13 protein-coding genes and 2 riboswitches are annotated in these 18,211 nt (G+C 47.3%); of the genes, 8 read left to right on the forward strand and 5 right to left on the reverse strand.

The genetic code is table 11. The annotated features are described in order from the left end of the window. Positions 1-5: 5 nt before the first annotated feature. Positions 6-986 (forward strand): ABC transporter substrate-binding protein, encoded by a 981-nt coding sequence (locus MHB84_RS19760; protein WP_076287790.1) that lies wholly within the window; start codon positions 6-8, stop codon positions 984-986. Continuing rightward, complete coding sequence (locus MHB84_RS19765; protein ID WP_143764541.1) at positions 986-1,765, forward strand: hypothetical protein; 780 nt, start codon at positions 986-988, stop codon at positions 1,763-1,765. The genes MHB84_RS19760 and MHB84_RS19765 overlap by 1 nt, the downstream gene beginning before the upstream one ends. Positions 1,766-1,966: 201 nt before the next feature. On the opposite strand, the gene gcvPB is transcribed toward MHB84_RS19765, so the two are convergent. The 3 genes from gcvPB to gcvT form a co-directional block, all read right to left on the reverse strand. After that, a complete protein-coding gene (gene gcvPB / locus MHB84_RS19770; RefSeq protein WP_076288264.1) occupies positions 1,967-3,406 on the reverse strand; it encodes an aminomethyl-transferring glycine dehydrogenase subunit GcvPB in 1,440 nt (479 codons plus the stop codon). Between the two features lie 140 nt (positions 3,407-3,546). Continuing rightward, the gene (gcvPA, locus tag MHB84_RS19775) at positions 3,547-4,902 is read right to left on the reverse strand and encodes an aminomethyl-transferring glycine dehydrogenase subunit GcvPA (RefSeq protein ID WP_076287792.1); all 1,356 of its coding nucleotides are present in this window, start codon (positions 4,900-4,902) and stop codon (positions 3,547-3,549) included. Further along, positions 4,899-6,035, reverse strand: a complete 1,137-nt coding sequence (gene gcvT, locus MHB84_RS19780; RefSeq protein WP_076287793.1) for a glycine cleavage system aminomethyltransferase GcvT — start codon at positions 6,033-6,035, stop codon at positions 4,899-4,901. The genes gcvPA and gcvT overlap by 4 nt, the downstream gene beginning before the upstream one ends. Positions 6,036-6,232: 197 nt before the next feature. Then, positions 6,233-6,333: riboswitch (glycine riboswitch) on the reverse strand. A gap of 3 nt (positions 6,334-6,336) precedes the next feature. Next, positions 6,337-6,459: riboswitch (glycine riboswitch) on the reverse strand. A gap of 347 nt (positions 6,460-6,806) precedes the next feature. On the opposite strand from gcvT, the gene gcvH reads away from it, so the two are divergent. The 5 genes from gcvH to MHB84_RS19805 all read left to right on the forward strand — a co-directional run bounded on the left by gcvH (position 6,807) and on the right by MHB84_RS19805 (position 12,921). Next, positions 6,807-7,196: a glycine cleavage system protein GcvH gene (gcvH, locus tag MHB84_RS19785; RefSeq protein ID WP_063566882.1), complete on the forward strand. Its 390-nt coding sequence runs from the start codon at positions 6,807-6,809 to the stop codon at positions 7,194-7,196. Positions 7,197-7,767: 571 nt separating this feature from the next. Continuing rightward, positions 7,768-9,237, forward strand: coding sequence for a PTS mannitol transporter subunit IICB (locus MHB84_RS19790; RefSeq protein WP_076287794.1), 1,470 nt, complete (start codon positions 7,768-7,770; stop codon positions 9,235-9,237). Next, positions 9,237-11,342 (forward strand): BglG family transcription antiterminator, encoded by a 2,106-nt coding sequence (locus MHB84_RS19795; protein ID WP_076287795.1) that lies wholly within the window; start codon positions 9,237-9,239, stop codon positions 11,340-11,342. The genes MHB84_RS19790 and MHB84_RS19795 overlap by 1 nt, the downstream gene beginning before the upstream one ends. Further along, a complete protein-coding gene (locus MHB84_RS19800; protein WP_024633110.1) occupies positions 11,339-11,773 on the forward strand; it encodes a PTS sugar transporter subunit IIA in 435 nt (144 codons plus the stop codon). The genes MHB84_RS19795 and MHB84_RS19800 overlap by 4 nt, the downstream gene beginning before the upstream one ends. Beyond that, on the forward strand, positions 11,770-12,921 hold the full coding sequence (locus MHB84_RS19805) for a mannitol-1-phosphate 5-dehydrogenase (RefSeq protein ID WP_076287796.1): 1,152 nt from the start codon (positions 11,770-11,772) through the stop codon (positions 12,919-12,921). The genes MHB84_RS19800 and MHB84_RS19805 overlap by 4 nt, the downstream gene beginning before the upstream one ends. A 52-nt stretch (positions 12,922-12,973) precedes the next feature. On the opposite strand, the gene MHB84_RS19810 is transcribed toward MHB84_RS19805, so the two are convergent. Together MHB84_RS19810 and MHB84_RS19815 are read right to left on the reverse strand one after the other, a co-directional pair. Further along, complete coding sequence (locus MHB84_RS19810) at positions 12,974-13,222, reverse strand: cysteine-rich CWC family protein (RefSeq protein ID WP_076287797.1); 249 nt, start codon at positions 13,220-13,222, stop codon at positions 12,974-12,976. A gap of 92 nt (positions 13,223-13,314) precedes the next feature. Then, the gene (locus MHB84_RS19815) at positions 13,315-15,267 is read right to left on the reverse strand and encodes an endonuclease MutS2 (RefSeq protein ID WP_076287798.1); all 1,953 of its coding nucleotides are present in this window, start codon (positions 15,265-15,267) and stop codon (positions 13,315-13,317) included. A gap of 570 nt (positions 15,268-15,837) precedes the next feature. Here MHB84_RS19815 and MHB84_RS19820 point away from each other — a divergent pair. Continuing rightward, on the forward strand, positions 15,838-18,174 hold the full coding sequence (locus MHB84_RS19820) for a helix-turn-helix domain-containing protein (RefSeq protein WP_179087127.1): 2,337 nt from the start codon (positions 15,838-15,840) through the stop codon (positions 18,172-18,174). Positions 18,175-18,211 lie beyond the last annotated feature (37 nt).

The raw sequence follows: 18,211 nt of genomic DNA on the forward strand, positions 1-18,211 counted from the left end.
AGAACATGAAACAACGAAATCTACGCTATTTCACTTTAACAGCAGTTTTGCTTGCGGTGTTATTATTAATTGTGGCCTGTGGCAACAAAGAGAAGTCAGGTTCGTCTGAGGCAGAACCGACGAAACAGGAACAAGCGGCATCGGATGAGTCCCAAGATGCCACATTTACATTTAAGGATACAAATGGTGAGCAGACATTACCGCAAAAGCCAGAAAACATTGCTTCTACAGTGACATATTTAACGGATCACCTAATTGCACTTGGCATGACACCAAAAGCTACGGTGAAATCACAGAACGAAGATTTTCCGTTATATTTGAAGCCATTCTTGAGTGATGTGGCTATCATCGGTGATCAAGGTAAGGTCAGTGCAGAGAAAATGCTCTCTCTTGGACCAGATCTGATTGTGACAGATACGAACAGCAAAGAGCAATTCGAGAATTATGCCAAAATTGCTCCAACGGCCATGCTTGAGAATGGATATGTGGCACCAGATTGGCAGACGGCATTTCGAGCTACCGCGGCGGCCTTTGGTCTGAACGAAAAGGCAGAAGAAGTGATAAATACCTATGAAACGCATAAAGCTGAGGCGATCCAGAAGGTTCACGCCAAAGCAGAGGGTAAGACACTGATGGTATTGCGGATAAGAAATGATATTCGGTATTACGGAGACATGGACTACAAGTGGCTTTATGATGATTTCGGTTTCTCCAGACCGGCTGTTTTCCCAGTGACAAGCGCTGAAAGTCGCTATGAAGTGTTGTCTAATGAAAAGCTGCCAGAAATCGATCCGGATTATATTATCCTTATTAATGATAATGAAGAAATCTATAACAATCTGCAGACCTTGGGGATTTGGAAAAACATGAAGGCTGTTAAAAATAATCAGGTATTCCAGGTGGCTTCAGATTCGTGGTTTGGCGGGTATGGACCCAATGCGGCTACTTCCATGCTGGATGACCTGAATCGTTTGTTCGGCGAATGATGAATGACCGGATTTGTGAGGAACTGGGCAAGCACTTTAATCTTGTACAGGAACTGAATGGTGTACCCGTGGCATCGCTATGTGGAGAATCTATTGTTGATCCGGAGGCAATGAGAAGCTTTTTGTCCGCCTATCAACAGTTAATCGAGGGACAGGATCTAGCGGTTGCCGCAGCCTACTTCACCAGTTGGTTCGGTGATGTGGCAGCTGCGCTGCAATATACCTTATCCGTCCATGATGCAGCTCCGAATTTCTCGCTAGCCAATCTGAGTATACATTTGATGAAGGAAACCGGATATACACGAATTGCTTTTCAACTTGAGAAAATGAATGTCATTCTCGCTCCGAAGGATTCGGAGGAAAGAACGGTCTGGCTTGAAGCAGAATTAAGACGTTTTTACAGTCAGACTGCACGTCCCCTTATGGAGTGTTTGTCCAAAGCTTCCGGGTTGCATGTAAGCATGTTGTGGGGGCAGTTGCCAACGGCTCTGCAAAACTACAGGGAGAATATCCATAATACGTATCAAGACGAGGAGGCTCTCTTGCGTCAATTTGCCGCTGATGAACAGGTGGTGCAAAATGGTCTGGAAGCTGATGTTTTTGGTCTGCCCAAGAATCCGCTTCATGTCAGGGTGCGGATGATTGATCATCCGCTGGAGCCTTCGAAGAGACTTGCGATCAAAAATGTCTGTTGCCTGCAATATTTACGACAAGGCCGCTCCTATTGTTATACCTGTCCGCGATTGGGCAAGAAGGAACGGGCCAATTGGAAGCCCTAAACCGGGAAGATAAAATAAAGCTGACAGGTTAATAAGCAATAAGAAAAACAGCCGCGCAGAAAGCAAAATGCGGCTGTTTTTGGCATTTATTACTGATTATCAACGACAGAATATTGTAATGATCGTATCGTGCCAGTCCTGGGACATAACATAGTTCGGATGTCGTTGCAGGTATCAAATACAAGTTTATTAGGTTAGCTTTTAACTGCAAGCACAGTTCAATACAGGTTTACGGGCAGCTGTTGTTTCATCCAGACGGGTAACCGGTGTGCCATAAGGGGCATTGAGTACTAATTCAGGTGTCTCTTCTGCCTCCTTGGCAATGCGAATCATCGTATCGATGAACCCATCAAGTGTTTCTTTACTCTCGGTTTCCGTTGGTTCGATCATGATGCACTCCTCAACGTTCAGCGGGAAGTACACAGTTGGCGGGTGATACCCAAAATCAAGCAATCGTTTGGCAACATCCAGTGTACGTACACCATACTGCTTCAACCCCCGACCAGACATAACGAATTCATGTTTGCAAACGCCTGGATACGGAATCTCGTAGTAAGGTGCGAGACGAGCCATCATGTAGTTGGCGTTGAGCACCGCACATTCAGATACCCGTCGTAAGCCTTCAGGTCCATAAGTACGAATGTAGGCATAGGCGCGGACCAGAATTCCGAAGTTACCATAGTAAGCTTTGACCCGGCCAATGGATTGATCACCTTCGCGATCCAACGCATATATGCCCTCATCATTCTTGATGACCATCGGTTTTGGCAGAAATGGAATCAAGCGGCTCTTCACGCCAACCGGGCCGGCACCAGGTCCACCTCCGCCGTGCGGAGTACTCATCGTTTTATGCAAATTCAGATGCACCACGTCAAAGCCCATATCGCCAGGTCGAGTGATGCCCATAATGGCATTGGAGTTGGCTCCATCGTAGTACAGCAGGCCACCTGCCTGGTGCACAATGGAGGCAATTTCCTGAATGTCTTTTTCAAAGAGTCCGAGTGTGTTCGGGTTGGTCAGCATGAGCGCTGCGGTGTCCGAGCCAACAGCTGCGCGAAGTGCGTCCAGATCCACCAGCCCGTCTGCGCGGGAAGGGATCGTTACCGTTTCGAAACCTGCTACGGTTGCACTTGCCGGGTTGGTCCCGTGAGAAGAGTCCGGTACGATAACTTTTGTGCGCTGTTCACCACGACCTTCGTGGTAGGCACGGATCATCATGAGCCCGGTCCATTCGCCATGTGCACCAGCGGCCGGTTGCAGCGTAACGGCATCCATACCGGTTAGTCCGGCAAGATCATTTTGCAACGTGTAGAGCAGCTCAAGTGCACCTTGAATGCTGAATTCATGCTGATAGGGATGAATTTTGGCGAATCCGTTGTAACGGGCCACATCCTCATTAATCTTCGGGTTATATTTCATCGTACAAGAGCCCAGCGGATAGAATCCGTTATCTACCCCGAAATTACGACGAGACAGGGCAGTGTAATGGCGAATGACGTCAACTTCAAAAACCTCAGGCAATGCTGCTGCTTCCGACCGAAGCATTTCCCGGGGAATCAGGGAATCCACAGCTTGACGGGGAACGTCGCATTCAGGCAAGGAATAAGCGACCCGACCCGGACTGCTGAGTTCAAAAATCAACGATTGCTCCGGTGCTGGAGAGGCAGCTTGAGCAGTAACTGTTGTGTTAGTTTCAGGTTGGCCCGAAGTGGAGATAGAGGTTACCGTTTCCGATTGTCCTTGTGCTGATGTCGTCGTTGTCTTTGTTGTCGTTTCCTGAGTCACAGCGATCCCTCCAATACACGTGCGAATTCGTCAATCTCTTCCTTGCTGCGTCGTTCAGTAACCGCAATCAGCATATGTCCAGCGAGCTCAGGATAATCACGGCCAAGTTCATAGCCGCCAATGAAACCTGCATCGAGCAATTTCAGTTGCAGTGCTTCCACATTTGTTCCTTCAGGCAGTTGAATAACAAACTCATTGAACGTAGGAGCGGTAAACGTAAGAGAGACGCCTGGAATTGCGGTAAACGTGTTAAGGGCATAATGGCTCTTTTGCAAATTCAAATCAGCGACGTCGATCATGCCTTGTTTACCCATAATGGACATATATACAGAGGCGCTCAGCGCGAGTAACGCCTGGTTGGAACAGATGTTGGACGTCGCCTTTTCCCGGCGAATATGCTGTTCCCGTGCTTGCAGCGTGAGTACAAAACCACGCTTGCCGTTGCGGTCCGTTGTCTGGCCTACAATGCGGCCAGGAATTCGGCGCATATGAGCCTGGGATACCGCGAAGTATCCGCATGTTGGGCCGCCGAGTGAAGCGGCGATGCCAAGGGGCTGCGCGTCGCCAACGACGATGTCAGCACCCAGCTTGCCTGGGGCTTCCAGCAGACCCAGCGATAGCGGGTTGGCACTGACCACGAGCAGGCTCTTGTGCGTATGGGCAAGGTCTGCGGCCTGTTTTACATTTTCCACGGCGCCGAAGAAGTTCGGGCTCTGGATCATGACGGCTGCGGTGTCATTGGACACGGCGGCTTGCAGGGCATCCCAGTCTGTTACACCATTTTGATATCCAATCTCAACAATCTCCAGATTGAGGCCGTGAGCATAAGCTTGCAATACCTGACGGGATTCAGGGTGCACGGTGCGTGACACAATCAGTTGTTTGCGGCGGGTTGCCGCTGCGGCCAGATTGCCTGCTTCCGCAAATGCAGTCGCACCATCGTACATACTGGCATTGGCTACAGCCATACCTGTCAACTCACAGATGTAGGATTGAAACTCGAAAATCGCCTGCAATTCTCCTTGGCTGATCTCGGGTTGATAAGGTGTATAGGCGGTATAGAACTCGGAACGGGAGATGACATGATTAATGACGGAAGGTACGTGGTGATCATAAATACCTGCACCCAGGAAACTGGCGTGTGTCTCGAAGTTGGCATTCGCTGCCGCTTGCTTCGACATATGACGTGTCAGTGCATATTCATCGAGTTTGGAGGAAACAGGCAGTTCACCCTGATAGCGAATCTCCTGTGGAATGTCATGGAACAGATCTTCAATCGTTTCCACGCCGATGGTTGCCAACATGGCACTCTGATCCTGCTCGGTCATGGGAATGTAGCGATGCTTGCTCATGCTTGATCAGCTCCTTGAGTAGGTGTCTTTGGCGCACGTGTCCGTTTATGAAAAGGGGTCTTCACGACCTCGGCTTTTAGTTTCTTGCCACGAATCTCAATCTCCAGCGGGGTACCCAGTGCAGCATATTTGCTGTCGATCAAGGCCAGCCCCAGATTACGTTTCAACGTAGGCGACTGAGTCCCTGTGGTCACTTCACCAATCTGCACACCTTCGGCGTAAATGGGATAATGAGGGCGAGGAATGCCGCGCTCCAGTACTTCGATCCCGACTAGCTTGCGGGCAGGTCCATCATTTTTTTGCTGCAACAAGGCTTCATGTCCGATAAACGGTCCTGCATTTAACTTCACAAACATGCCAACGCCAGCCTCCAGCGGTGAGATAGTTGCAGACAATTCCTGTCCATACAGGGGCAGCTTGGCTTCAAAGCGCAGCGTATCCCGAGCACCCAGTCCTGTCGGAACAAGTCCGTGAACTTCTCCCGCTTGCATCAATCCGTTCCAGACCGCAGCGGCTTGTTCCGCAGGAACGTAGAGCTCAAAGCCATCTTCACCCGTATATCCGGTACGGGATAACAGCAATGTAACGCCGCATACCTTCGCATTTGCCACAAAGCGGAAAGGCTCAATCGAAGACACATCCGTGTCTGTCACCGTTCTGAGAATATCTACTGCCAGCGGACCTTGAAGAGCAAGCAGCGCTGTTTGATCCGAATCATTGGTCATCGTTACGCCAGGCATCATGTGCTGTTGCAGCCATGCCCAGTCCTTATCGATGTTGGAGGCGTTAACCACCAGCATATAATGCTGGTCTTTCAGTTTATAAATCAGCAGATCATCAACCACGCCACCATCCGGATAACACATTAACGTATATTGGGCCTGACCGGTAACGAGTGTTGTTACATTATTAGTGGTCATGTGCTGTAAAAAAGCTTCTGCGTGTTCACCTTGTACGGTGAATTCGCCCATGTGGGATACATCAAATAATCCAGCACGTTCTCGCACCGCTTCATGCTCTTTCTGAATTCCGCTGAATTGTACCGGGAGCTCCCAGCCACCAAAATCAATGCATCGTACGCCTTCATATTGCTGATAGAGTGGAAAGAGTGGGGTTCTAAGCAAATCGGACATCCAATCACCTCGTCATGGGCCGTCAACCGGCCGAGTGTATAACCATGGATCAATGAATCTGGCATCATATTTTTTTATAAAAGTAAGGTAAGGACGCGATAGGCAGCGCCGCTCTATAACCTGTTTTCGTTTTTTTGGGAAAAAGGAAAAGGACAGGCCAAAGAATCGGCATGCCAGAAGCACGCTGTATTCTTAGGCTCTGTCCTTGGTACCTGAGAGTTACCCCGCCGCATGATGCAGCAGGTTTCCCCTTGGGTGATCATAACGCCCACACAGGGCGATTAGATGCTCTCCAGAGTTGCGTCCCGTAAAAGTCCTTTTGCCTGAGAGATTCACCTCCGCTTGTCGGTGGTTTACTCCTTCGGCGTTACCGCATGTACACCCTGATTCGGGTGTCAAGGGTAATCTCTCCCTTTACATTCATCCGCGGGTATTGCATAGACCAATTAAACACATTTACTACTCTCATTAAAGCCTGAATCGACTATTGATGTCAAGAACGATATCATAGAAATGAATAAAAAAACCGAATGATATTTTTAATTTGTTCCATAACGTTCGTCTATTTATAAAGAGTGCGCTTACTTTTCTAATATTCACCATTATATGTAGGGAGAGTGCATTTGAGTTACAGGTATATAAGGAAGAAAAACAAATAAATTGTGAGGTATCTTGACATTTGAATCGAAAATATCATACGCTATGTTCTGGGAAAAAGGTTAAGGTCAAAGAAACGCATGCACTCATTAATGAAAAGCGAGGCGGATATCGATGAGCGAATTGAAAAGTGATTTCCTGTACAGTGAAGAGCACGAATGGGTGCAGACCGTAGGGGAGGATACCGTACGTATTGGTATTACCGAGTTCGCGCAGCATCAGCTGGGTGACATTGTGTTTGTGGAATTGCCTGACCTGGAATCGGATGTAAAAGCGGAAGACGGCATTGGAACGATTGAATCCGTCAAAACCGTTTCGGATTTGTTTTCTCCTGTCAGTGGAACGATTATTGCTGTGAATGATGCATTGCAGGATTCCCCGGAGCTGGTTAACAACTCTCCATATGAGGAAGGCTGGATGATCGAGATTCGTGTTGAGGGCGATCTGACAGCAGCACTTTCCACGTTGATGAACGCGGATGCGTATCGTAAACATACGGAATAATATTAAGGTACAATTCTCCGATTGGATAGAGAGTTTTAGCTTGATGCAAAAGTTCTTTTAAGGTAATAAAATGAATCGATGATTATAGATCCGAATGGTGATATTGCTTATTCGGAGAATACTTAGGCGCAATTGCCTCATCTGAAACTGGATGAGGTCATTGCGCTTTTTCGTTGTTACTCGATGAATTAGACTAATTAGATGAAATAAATATCAATTTAACATGTTTCATCATCATTTCTAAATGAGGTAGGAACAGCTCATTTAAATAGAATAAATTTACAATTTCATTTGTCATTAAAATGGGGCAATTCGTGGGTATGATACATGAAAGGAATAACAGGTTTCGATCAATATACGGGTTTAAATATGGAACAATCCTTTAAATTTAAATCTTGTCATCAACGTTCATGACGGAAGTAGGTTTTCATTTCGTTGTAGAAGATACCGTTTTCATTTACGATATGGTTGTAAATTAAGATTTATTGCAGATTTGTACCTTCGTTCGTCTGGATCATCGTTGTCAAAATTCAGTGGAATCAAGGTTTAATATGTTGAGGAGGTTTTCAGTATGAGTTCAGTGGACGCAAAGTCCGAAACAAGCGGAGGAATACGGGTTGGCGTTCAGAAGTTTGGACGTTTCCTAAGTGGTATGGTTATGCCGAACATGGGTGCTTTTATCGCCTGGGGTCTGATTACGGCATTGTTCATTCCAAAAGGATGGTTCCCTAACGCAGATTTTGCATTATTGGTTGATCCAATGATCAAATATTTGCTGCCTTTGCTTATCGGTTACACAGGCGGTACCATGGTACACGGCCAACGTGGTGGTGTAGTCGGTGCGATCATGACCATCGGGGTTATTGTCGGCAGTGATATTCCAATGTTTCTTGGCGCCATGATAGCCGGACCGTTGGGAGCCTGGGTCATTAAGAAGTTTGACAAGGCTGTCGATGGCAAAATCAAATCAGGGTTTGAGATGCTGGTTAACAACTTCTCCGCTGGTATTATTGGTGGGATTTTGGCCCTTCTAGCCCTTAAAGGCATCGGGCCTTTCGTTGAAGCGATTAGCAAGGTGTTATCAGCTGGGGTAGAAGCTTTGATGAATGCTGGTCTTCTCCCGCTGGTCAATCTGATCATTGAGCCAGGAAAAGTATTATTCCTGAACAATGCGATCAACCATGGTATTCTGACACCAATTGCTACGGATCAAGCAAGAGAATTGGGTCAATCCGTATTATTCATGCTCGAATCCAATCCAGGACCTGGACTTGGTATTTTGCTGGCATACTGTTTCTTCGGTCGCGGATCAGCCAAATCTTCCGCTCCAGGTGCTGTAATCATCCATTTCTTTGGCGGGATTCACGAGATTTATTTCCCTTACATTCTGATGAGACCGATACTGATTCTGGCTGCGATGGCTGGTGGTGTAGCGGGTACATTGACCTTTATGCTAACCGGAGCTGGTTTGGTATCAGCACCGTCACCGGGAAGTATCATTGCCTACTCGTTGTTAACACCTAAGGGTGGATACCTTGGCATGTTTGCAGGGGTAGCTGTAGCTGCGATCATCTCGTTCCTCGTAGCATCCATACTGCTCAAAACGGGTAAACAGAAGAACGATGAAGAAGATCTGGACAGTGCGTCCAACCGTATGAAAGATATGAAAAATCAGGGCAAAACGGGCAACCTCACCGTTGATAAAGACAATCGTGAAGCTGACCGTGCAGCCGATATTGCTTCTTCGGCAGTAAAAACGGATATCAATAAAATTGTATTCTCCTGTGATGCAGGTATGGGTTCGAGTGCCATGGGTGCCTCGATTCTCCGGAAGAAAATGAAGGCAGCCGGTGTGGATGTCGCTGTAACCAACACGGCGATCAGTGAGATTCCACAAGATGCCGACATCGTCATCACACAGAAAACATTGACAGACCGGGCCAAATCCGTGGCTCCAAATGCAGAGCATATTTCCATCGACAACTTCCTGAAGAGTCCTGAATATGAGGCACTGGTGGAGCGCCTCAAATCCGACTCCTGATGAGTAATATTACAAGGAGACAGCGTGAGATCGTGGAGTTCCTGCTGGAGCATCCTCATGAAGTAACTGCTGGCGATATAGCTGTTGCGGTCAAAGTAAGCACTCGTACCGTACATCGAGAGTTGCAGATGATTGAACAATGGCTTGAGCCCCTTGGCATGAGATTGGAAAAAAAATCGGGAACCGGGGTTCGAATTGATCCCGGTTCCGATGATTTGGCCGTATTGCGTCAACAACTTGAGCTTAACGAATATGTGGAGTTTACGCCCGAAGAGCGTAAACTCTTCATGCTTTGTATTTTGCTGGATGAATCCGAGCCTGTGAAGCTGCTTGCATTGGCCTCAGATCTGAAAGTAACCGTATCTACGGCAAGCAATGATCTGGACGATCTGGAGCCACGCATTCAGCTGGCAGGATTGAAGTTGGTTCGCAGACGTGGATATGGGGTCAAGATCAATGGAAGTGAGTTGGCTCATCGCATGGCTATTTCCGCGCTCGCTCTTGAATATCTGGATGAATCCGATTTGTTCGGTAGACAGGCGGAGCAGGGAGTTTCCAAAGTAAGCAGCAAGCTTCTGGAAATGATAGGGCATGAGGATGTACTTACGGTCGAAAACGCGTTATGGCAGCCGGATATTGAGTGGTTGGAAAATATACCGGAGCGTCAATACATGAAGCTGCTGATCCAATTGTCTGTATCCGTTGTGCGGATTCGCAAAGGTTTTGGCATAGGTCGGAGCACTCAACAAGACAAAAAAGACGTTGGAATGCCTCTACATGTTGAGCAGAAGGTGCCGGAATATTTAGCTTCCCGTTTGTGCGGTGTTCTATCTGCCCAGCTTGGGCTGGAGTTTGTGGGCGAGGAGCAGGCTTATTTTCACAGGCTGCTGATTGAAATCGAGCAATCGATTCATTCCTCACGTCTGCTGCCCGTAGACGATCTGGTCTTGCTTGACATGGTTCGTTCCCTCACAGATCGGATGCAGCAGAAAACTCATTATTCGTTCCATGAGGATCGTCTGCTCCGTGAAGGTCTGATTGCCCATATGGAGCCAGTACTGGAACGAATGGATGAACGGCAGCTCATCCGTAATCCGCTGCTTCAACAGATCCGCAAGGATTATGAATCACTCTTTGAGGATGTAAAGCAAGCAGTGCGTGAGGCTTGGCCCAATACGGATGTTCCGGATGAAGAGATCGGATTTTTGGTGATGCACTTCGGTGCTTCCATTGAACGACTGCGGGTGCTGAAACGTGAAATCAGGGCTGTCGTCGTTTGTACGAGTGGGATCGGATCTTCACGGATGTTATCGAGCCGACTGTCCAAGGAAATTCCCGAGATTCGGATTGTGGACAGTGTGTCCTGGTATGAAGCCGCGCGTATACCAAAGACGGAATATGATCTGGTTCTCTCTACTGTGGATCTGCCAATGGATAAACATCAATACTACAAGGTGAGCCCACTGCTGACGGCAGAAGAAAGTGAACGTTTAAGGCACTTCATCAGGACAACGACGCTTCAGCGGGAACATAGTCCCCCCCCTGAAGCAGATTCAATGACAACAGGACGAATTTCCGATCCGGTTGGACTGGAAGCGACCCTGATTGAAATCGTACAGATTATCGGCAAGTTTCAGGTGTTCCCGCTGGATAATCAGAAGATTGGATTTTTTGACACGGCCTATGCCATGTGCAGCGTTTTACATCAATCTGGTGTGTTAAATAATCCTGAAGAGATTGCCAGGCTGCTGGAGGAGCGTGAAGCGGTTGGAAGCCAGAAAATTCCTGGGACTTCCCTCGCTTTGTTTCATACACGCAGTGATGGCATTCACAGTCCTTCAATCACGCTGTTCCAGTTGACAGAGCCGCTTCTGCGCACGCCGGAAGACCCGACAGGTGTCAGCCATGTGCTCTTGATGCTAGGACCCAGACAGTTATCGAAGGAAAGTTTGGAAGTACTGAGTGAGATCAGTGCACTATTGTTGCAGGAAGAAATGATCACATTACTTGAAAAAGGCAACCGGGATGATCTTATTCATTACTTGTCCCAAGAACTTGCGGGATTTTACCGCAGCAAAACAGAAATTGGAGGTATTCAAACATGAGTGTGTTAACTAAAGATAAAGTCATCATGAATGCAACGGCTCAGGATAAATACGAAGCGATTCGTATGGCAGGTCAAATTTTGAAAGACGCGGGACATATCACCGCTGAATACATTGACAAAATGCTGGAGCGTGAAGAGATTGTCTCCACGTATGTTGGCAACGGACTTGCGATTCCACACGGCACGAAGGAATCCAAATCATTTATCCTGTCCACAGGTATATCGGTCATTCAGTTCCCGCAAGGTGTTGATTTTGGGGAAGAGAAAGCGTATATGGTAATTGGTATCGCTGCTCAGGGCGGAGAACATATGGAGATCCTGACCAGCATCGCAGTCATCTGCGCCGAGGAAGAGAACATGGAAGCTTTGCGTCATGCTCAAACTGCTGAAGAAGTCATCACTATTTTGGAAAGTGAAATGGAACTATGAAGGCCCTTCACTTTGGAGCAGGTAATATTGGACGTGGCTTTATCGGTTTGATTCTGTCCCGTGCAGGCTACAATGTCGTTTTCTCGGACGTTAACCAGGAGCTGGTTAAGGCTCTAGAGCAGCGTGGAGAATACACGGTTGAACTGGCTAACGAAGCCAAGGACCTGGAGACAGTTACCGGTGTGAGTGCGATCGATGGAACCAATCTGGATACCGTTGCTCAGAACGTTGCAGAAGCTGAACTGATCACAACCGCAGTGGGTGTGAACATCCTGAAACATATTGCTCCCGGTATTGCCAAAGGACTTACTTCCAGGCTGGGAACAGGTGATGTCTTCCAGCCGCTTCACATCATTGCTTGTGAAAACGCTATTGGAGCCAGCACTCAGCTGAAAGAACATGTATATGGTCTGCTTGATGAGCGGACTCGCCTGCTTGCGGATCAGTATGTGTATTTCCCAGACTCTGCCGTGGACCGGATTGTGCCGATTCAGCATCATGAAGATCCATTGCATGTACAGGTAGAGCCTTTCTATGAATGGGTTGTAGACCGTTCACAAATGGCTCCTGCGTTCAAACCGGTTGAGGGTGTAATGTATGTGGATGATCTGGAGCCTTATATCGAACGGAAGCTGTTTACCGTAAATACCGGACACTGTATTGCCGCTTATATTGGATATGTGAACGGGTTTGATACAATTCAGAAGGCTATCGCCGATGAAAAAGTCAAATCCATCGTATATGGTGCCTTGCAGGAAACCGGAGCAGTTTTGGTGAAGCGTTTTGGATTCAATGCCGACGATCATCAGATGTACATTGCCAAAATATTGGAACGGTTCGTTAACCCACATCTGACGGATGAGGTAACTCGTGTAGGACGTTCTCCACTGCGGAAACTGTCCCCGAATGACCGTCTAGTTCGCCCGGCTCTCCAGGCTTACGAGTATGGAACGGAGACAACACATCTGGCAATGGGCATGGCCGCTGCCTGCAAGTTTGACATTTCCGAAGACCCGGAAGCGGTAGAACTCCAGACTACGATCCAGCAAAAAGGGATTGAAGCAGCACTCAGCCAGTATACGTCCATGGATGAGAGTCACCCTGTACTGAAGCAGGCTGTAGCGCATTATCAACAACTGCAGAAGTAATGGTCTGTATTTCAATACAAAATCATATCGATAGAAGAAGAGCCTCACAGGGTTAACTGTGGGGCTCTTTATTTTGCTCTGTCTTCTTTTTATACGTATCCAGACATGCCTCGCAGATGCAGGACTTCCTGCGCTGTTCTGCCGGAATGGGGTCAAATACCCCTTCTGGGAACACAGCCCGGTTACACCAGCATTCTGAATGAGGACGACCAGCGGCATAGGAGCAGCCATTGGCCTCCCCACACAAAGGACATACAAGAACTTCTGGAGTGACTTTGTTTGAATCTTGCTCAACAGACATACGAGTCTTCCTTCCCCGATGAATTTCTAACCACGAACGATCGATAGGTTTATTAAAGTATAGCAACTAAACCCATTATATAAAATTTCCGGTTATTCTTCAGGGGGCAATTCAATCTTCAGTCCTTCCACATGCTTGCGACTCATCAGTTTGCGTTTCTTGCGGTTCTCTTTGGTCTCCAGCACAATGTCGAGGTCATAGTCACCCGGATATAGTTCATCTGCGGAGATGTGCAGAGTTAGACGTTTCTTATGAATTTTGACTTTACGTCCGCGCAGCATGACTCCGATATTTCCGCGACTGTCCTCCACATCACATACGATGCCTGACTGGTTCAGATAAGCTGCATAGACGCGATCCCCTTTTCGGAATGCTTTGGCTGGGGAAGTGGGTTCTAATGTTTCAGGCCGATCAGCTGATTGCTTTTTTGTTTCAGTTTGTACGGACGGGCTGACAGGTTTCGTCTTGTTCCTTGCTTCATTCCATTGTTTTTGTTCAACCGTGCTGTTTATTTGCGAGACACCCTGATCTGAAATGAGCTTGGAGCGCTCAATAATACGCTGTGGCATACCCAATTTCAGTGCAATGGAATAGGCATAGCTGTCACCGGCTTCTCCGATCCGCAATCGATAAAGAGGTTGAAGAGAGACCGTATCAAATTCCATTCGTGCATTCTCAAATCCAGGCGTGGCTGCTGCAAAATGTTTGATTTCCCCAAAATGGGTTGTCGCGATAACGGTAGCTCCACGGCTGTGTAGCTCCTCCAGCATGGCGATCGAGAGTCCCACTCCCTCACCGGGATCGGTACCGGAGGCCATCTCGTCAATAAGCACAAGTGTCGATGAATCGGCTTGCTCCAGGATGCCAATCATGTTGCGAATATGTGCAGAAAAGGTACTGAGTGCTTGCTCCAGGCTCTGTCCATCGCCGATATCCACAGCAATTTCATGATATACGGCCATCTCGCCATCTTCATCGACAGGCACAAGCAGACCGGATTGCATCATCAAGGTAAGCAGACCCAGTGTTTTGAGTGCAACCGTTTTGCCACCCGTATTCGGCCCTGTAATGATTAGTGAGGAATACGTCTGACCAATTGCAAAATTAAGCGGAACCATGGATGCACCCATAAACGGATGGCGGGCATGATGAAGCCGAACCCGTCCATTGGCATTGACGCGCACAGTCCGTCCGTCCATGGTCGCCGCATATTTCGCTTTGGCGAACAGGAAATCCAGAATTCCTACCGTTTCCGTGTTTAGTGCGATTTCACGATTATAAGACTCAGCAAGGGAGGTTAAGTCACCGAGGATTTTCATCTCCTCCCGTGATTCCTCGGCTTGCAGTGAAGCCAACTCCATTTGCAGACCTACTAATTCAGCAGGCTCAATATATACGGTTTGGCCACTTCCCGATTCATCCAGCACACTGCCTTTAACGTGTTTGCGGAATTCTTTCTTAATGGGCAGCACTGTTCTTCCACCACGTTGACTAATCACATTTTCCTGCATGATGGAGCGGTGTTTGCTTATTAGAGAATCAAGCTTTCGCTTCATGCGTTCCTCATTGACTATCATTTTTTTGCGAATACGTATCAGTTCCTTGCTCGCCTGATCCTGAATGCGTCCACTATGGATACAGCGTTCAATCTCACTCAGCAGGGATTCCATCCATATCATGGATGAAGCGTAGCGACTAACTGTAGGGGCCACTTCGGATTTGCCCTCCATGTATTTCATAAGCTGTGCGCAGCTGCGAAGAAATTGGGCGAGATGGCTGAAATCACGTTCCGTAAATAAATAACCGGTACCTAGCAGATCCATAATGGTCTCCATGCCATCCAGTGATGGAATGGGCACACTGGCGCCGTTACGAATCAAAGCTGCCGCTTCAGCGGTCTCTTCCAGACGCATTTGAATTAGAGAAGCGTCCACCATTGGCTTCATGTCTCTTGCATAACGTTTGCCCAAATAAGATAGGGCACAGGCTGCAACGTTTTTTTGAATTTGGGGATAACCCAGACTGGTTAACGTTTTTTCATTCATGCTTGATCTCTCCTTGGATATAAAATGGAATTTCGGTTAAAGCGAATATATTCCCGAAGAACGCAAAAAGGGCGGAGAATGAACAAACGTCATTCTCCGCCCTTAACGTACGGGAAAGTAGGGCCCGTTATAGGTCTATACAAAAAAATCCACGCTGAACACAGCGCGGAAATAGACCCGGACACGTACAATCCCGGAGGCGATTTATGATATCCGCTGTTCTTAACTAAGTACAGGGTAATGGCGCATCATGAAATACACGTATGCCACAAGGCACAAGTGAATCGAAGGCCAAACTCCTGAATATGAAACTTGTTAGTTAAGAACGCTCACCGACATCAAAATCTCTCCTTTGATTGAGGAATATGCAACTAATATAAACTGGAAATTGCTTTGAAGTCAACCTTCAATAATAAATAGTGGACTTGAATAACAATGGGTTTTAAAATAACAATAGTAAATTAATCCAATGAAAGCGATATTATACATACGTTTTGCATAAGTACGGGAAGTGATTCCGAAATCGTTCTCGTTCAAATCACGCAAAATGCACAAAGGAGGATGCTCTTTTTGCCTAAATACCTGCTGCGTTTGCTCTGTTTTACCATGATACTCGGAGCCCTTCCGGTCATTGTTATTGGTTCGGTCTCCTATTCTATTGCCTCAAGTGACATTGAGCAGAAGGTGCGGGAGAGTAATTTGCAGATTCTGCATCAGACCCAAATGCGGGTAGAGCAAGTATTGCGCAGCCTGCAATTATCGTCCATCCAGTATGTGAATTCTCCACTGGTATTACAAGCGATGAAAAAACCGCTGGACAGCAGCGAATTTCAGGAAATTCGAGATCTGACTTCCGGATTTAATAATTTGCAATCGGTTACAAATATCGATCAGGCTTATCTCGTGAATCTGGATGAAGACTGGGTTGTATCGATGCGATCTTTCGGAAAATTGGATGATTTCAGTATTCGGGACCGGATTGGTTCCTATTTGAAATATACAAACAGCCTGTTTTGGGTGACGCAAAATGTGAGTTCAACCAAAGAAAGTATACCGGTATCGGCCGGAGTCGGTGAAGCGGCACAAGAACAAGCGCCTACCCTTATTTCATCCGACAATGTGGTCAGCATGGTATTCAAGATTCCGATGATACCAACGAATGTGAAACCAAAGGGGTTTCTGGTTATAGACATAGCGGATACAGAGCTAAGTACATTTCTAAGTCGAAATCCGAATTCAGGGGATATGTACGTCCTTGATCGGGAGCAGAAATATTTTCTCAACGATACAGAACAAGACGGGAAATACGACACGCTGAATCAGGAAATCCACGAAAAGGTACAAACGACGGGACAGTCGGAGGGTTTCTTCAGCGCAGAGGTGGAAGGAAGCCAGGTGGCGGTTAGCTACAGGCAGTCCCCACTTAATGGCTGGTTGTATGTATCTGTTGTATCGCTGAGTCAGATAACCGCCCAGTCGCAGAAAATTGCATTGGTTACAGGTGTGGCTACGCTGGTCATGTTATGTTTAACGGGACTAGTAGCCTTTTATGGCAGTCGCAAGATGTACTCTCCCATTTCCAGACTTCTGCAGTTTACGAAAGGACTGGATTCTCCAATGGCTCCGTCGGGACGCCGTCAGGATGAATTTATATACATTGAAGAGCAATTATCGACTTTGTTCAGTTCGGAGAAAACGATGCGTGAGCAGATGAAGGGCCAGCATATTCATTTGCAGGAATTTTTTATGACCAAACTGCTTACAGGCAAAATATCAGAAGATGACTTCAGATATCAGGGTCAGTTATACGATTTTCCAACCTCATGGGCTAGACTTGGGGTACTTACACTTCAAATTGACACCCTTGAAGGGACAAGGTATGAAGAGCAGGACCGGGATCTGCTGCTGTTCGCGTTAAACAATATGGTCGCTGAACTGCTGCCCTCTGAGATTCGGTTTGCACCTGTTATGATTGATGACGCCCAAGTTACGGTATTGGCATCCGTGTTGGATGATGAAGTACAACTAAAAGAGTGGATGCACACTCAAGCGGAAATGATCCGTGAGCGGGTCGTGACCTATCTGAATCTGCCTGTAAGTATCGGTATTAGTCGTTCCTATTCTGCAATAGGTGATTCGCCACGGGCTTACCAGGAGAGTCGTGAGGCTCTGCAAGGCAGGGTAAGTCTGGGCAGCCGTATTATTTTGCATTACGAGGATATTCAGCCGCGCGGACAGACGGAGGCAGCGTTATATACACAGCTCAGGATGATTGAGGACCAGTTGGCTTCTGCGCTCAAGCAAGGGGACGAGGAGAAAACCGATGCGTACTTTAAGCAATACCTCAGTCTGCTCGCAGACAAGAAGCTACACTTCAGCGAATACCCGGTCATCATGGTTCAACTGTTGTCCCGTGTGTATCAGCTTGTACAGGAGCAGGGTGGGAATGTTGCGGAAGTATTGGGTGAAAAGGCCTCCATGGCTCGATTGCTGAAGTTGTCCACATTGGATGAAATGACGAACTGGTTCCGCAAATGTTTATTTCAACCCGTCATTCGATTCTGGCGTGAACAGGAAGAGTCTCAATATTTGAATATTGCCCGGCGCATGATTCGGCTGATCGAGGAGCGATATGATCGCGAATTGTCGCTGGAAGCTTGCGCAGAAGAACTGAATTTTCATCCAGTCTATCTGAGCCGTGTGTTCAAGAAGGAGGCTGGCGTGAACTTTACGGAATACCTTGCCGAATACCGGATGGAAAAAGCCAAGACCTGGCTGCAGACGACCAACCTGAAAATATCGGAGATTGCCGAGAAACTCAATTACACGAACCCTACCGCTTTTATCCGTACATTTCGTAAAATTACGGGAACTACCCCCGGAAAATACCGGGAGCAGCAGCGATAAAAGCAACCTGCTCTGCCTGCCATGGCAGGCAGGTTTT

It is taken from the genome of Paenibacillus sp. FSL F4-0087 (assembly GCF_038020215.1).
GTDB lineage: Bacteria > Bacillota > Bacilli > Paenibacillales > Paenibacillaceae > Paenibacillus > Paenibacillus taichungensis.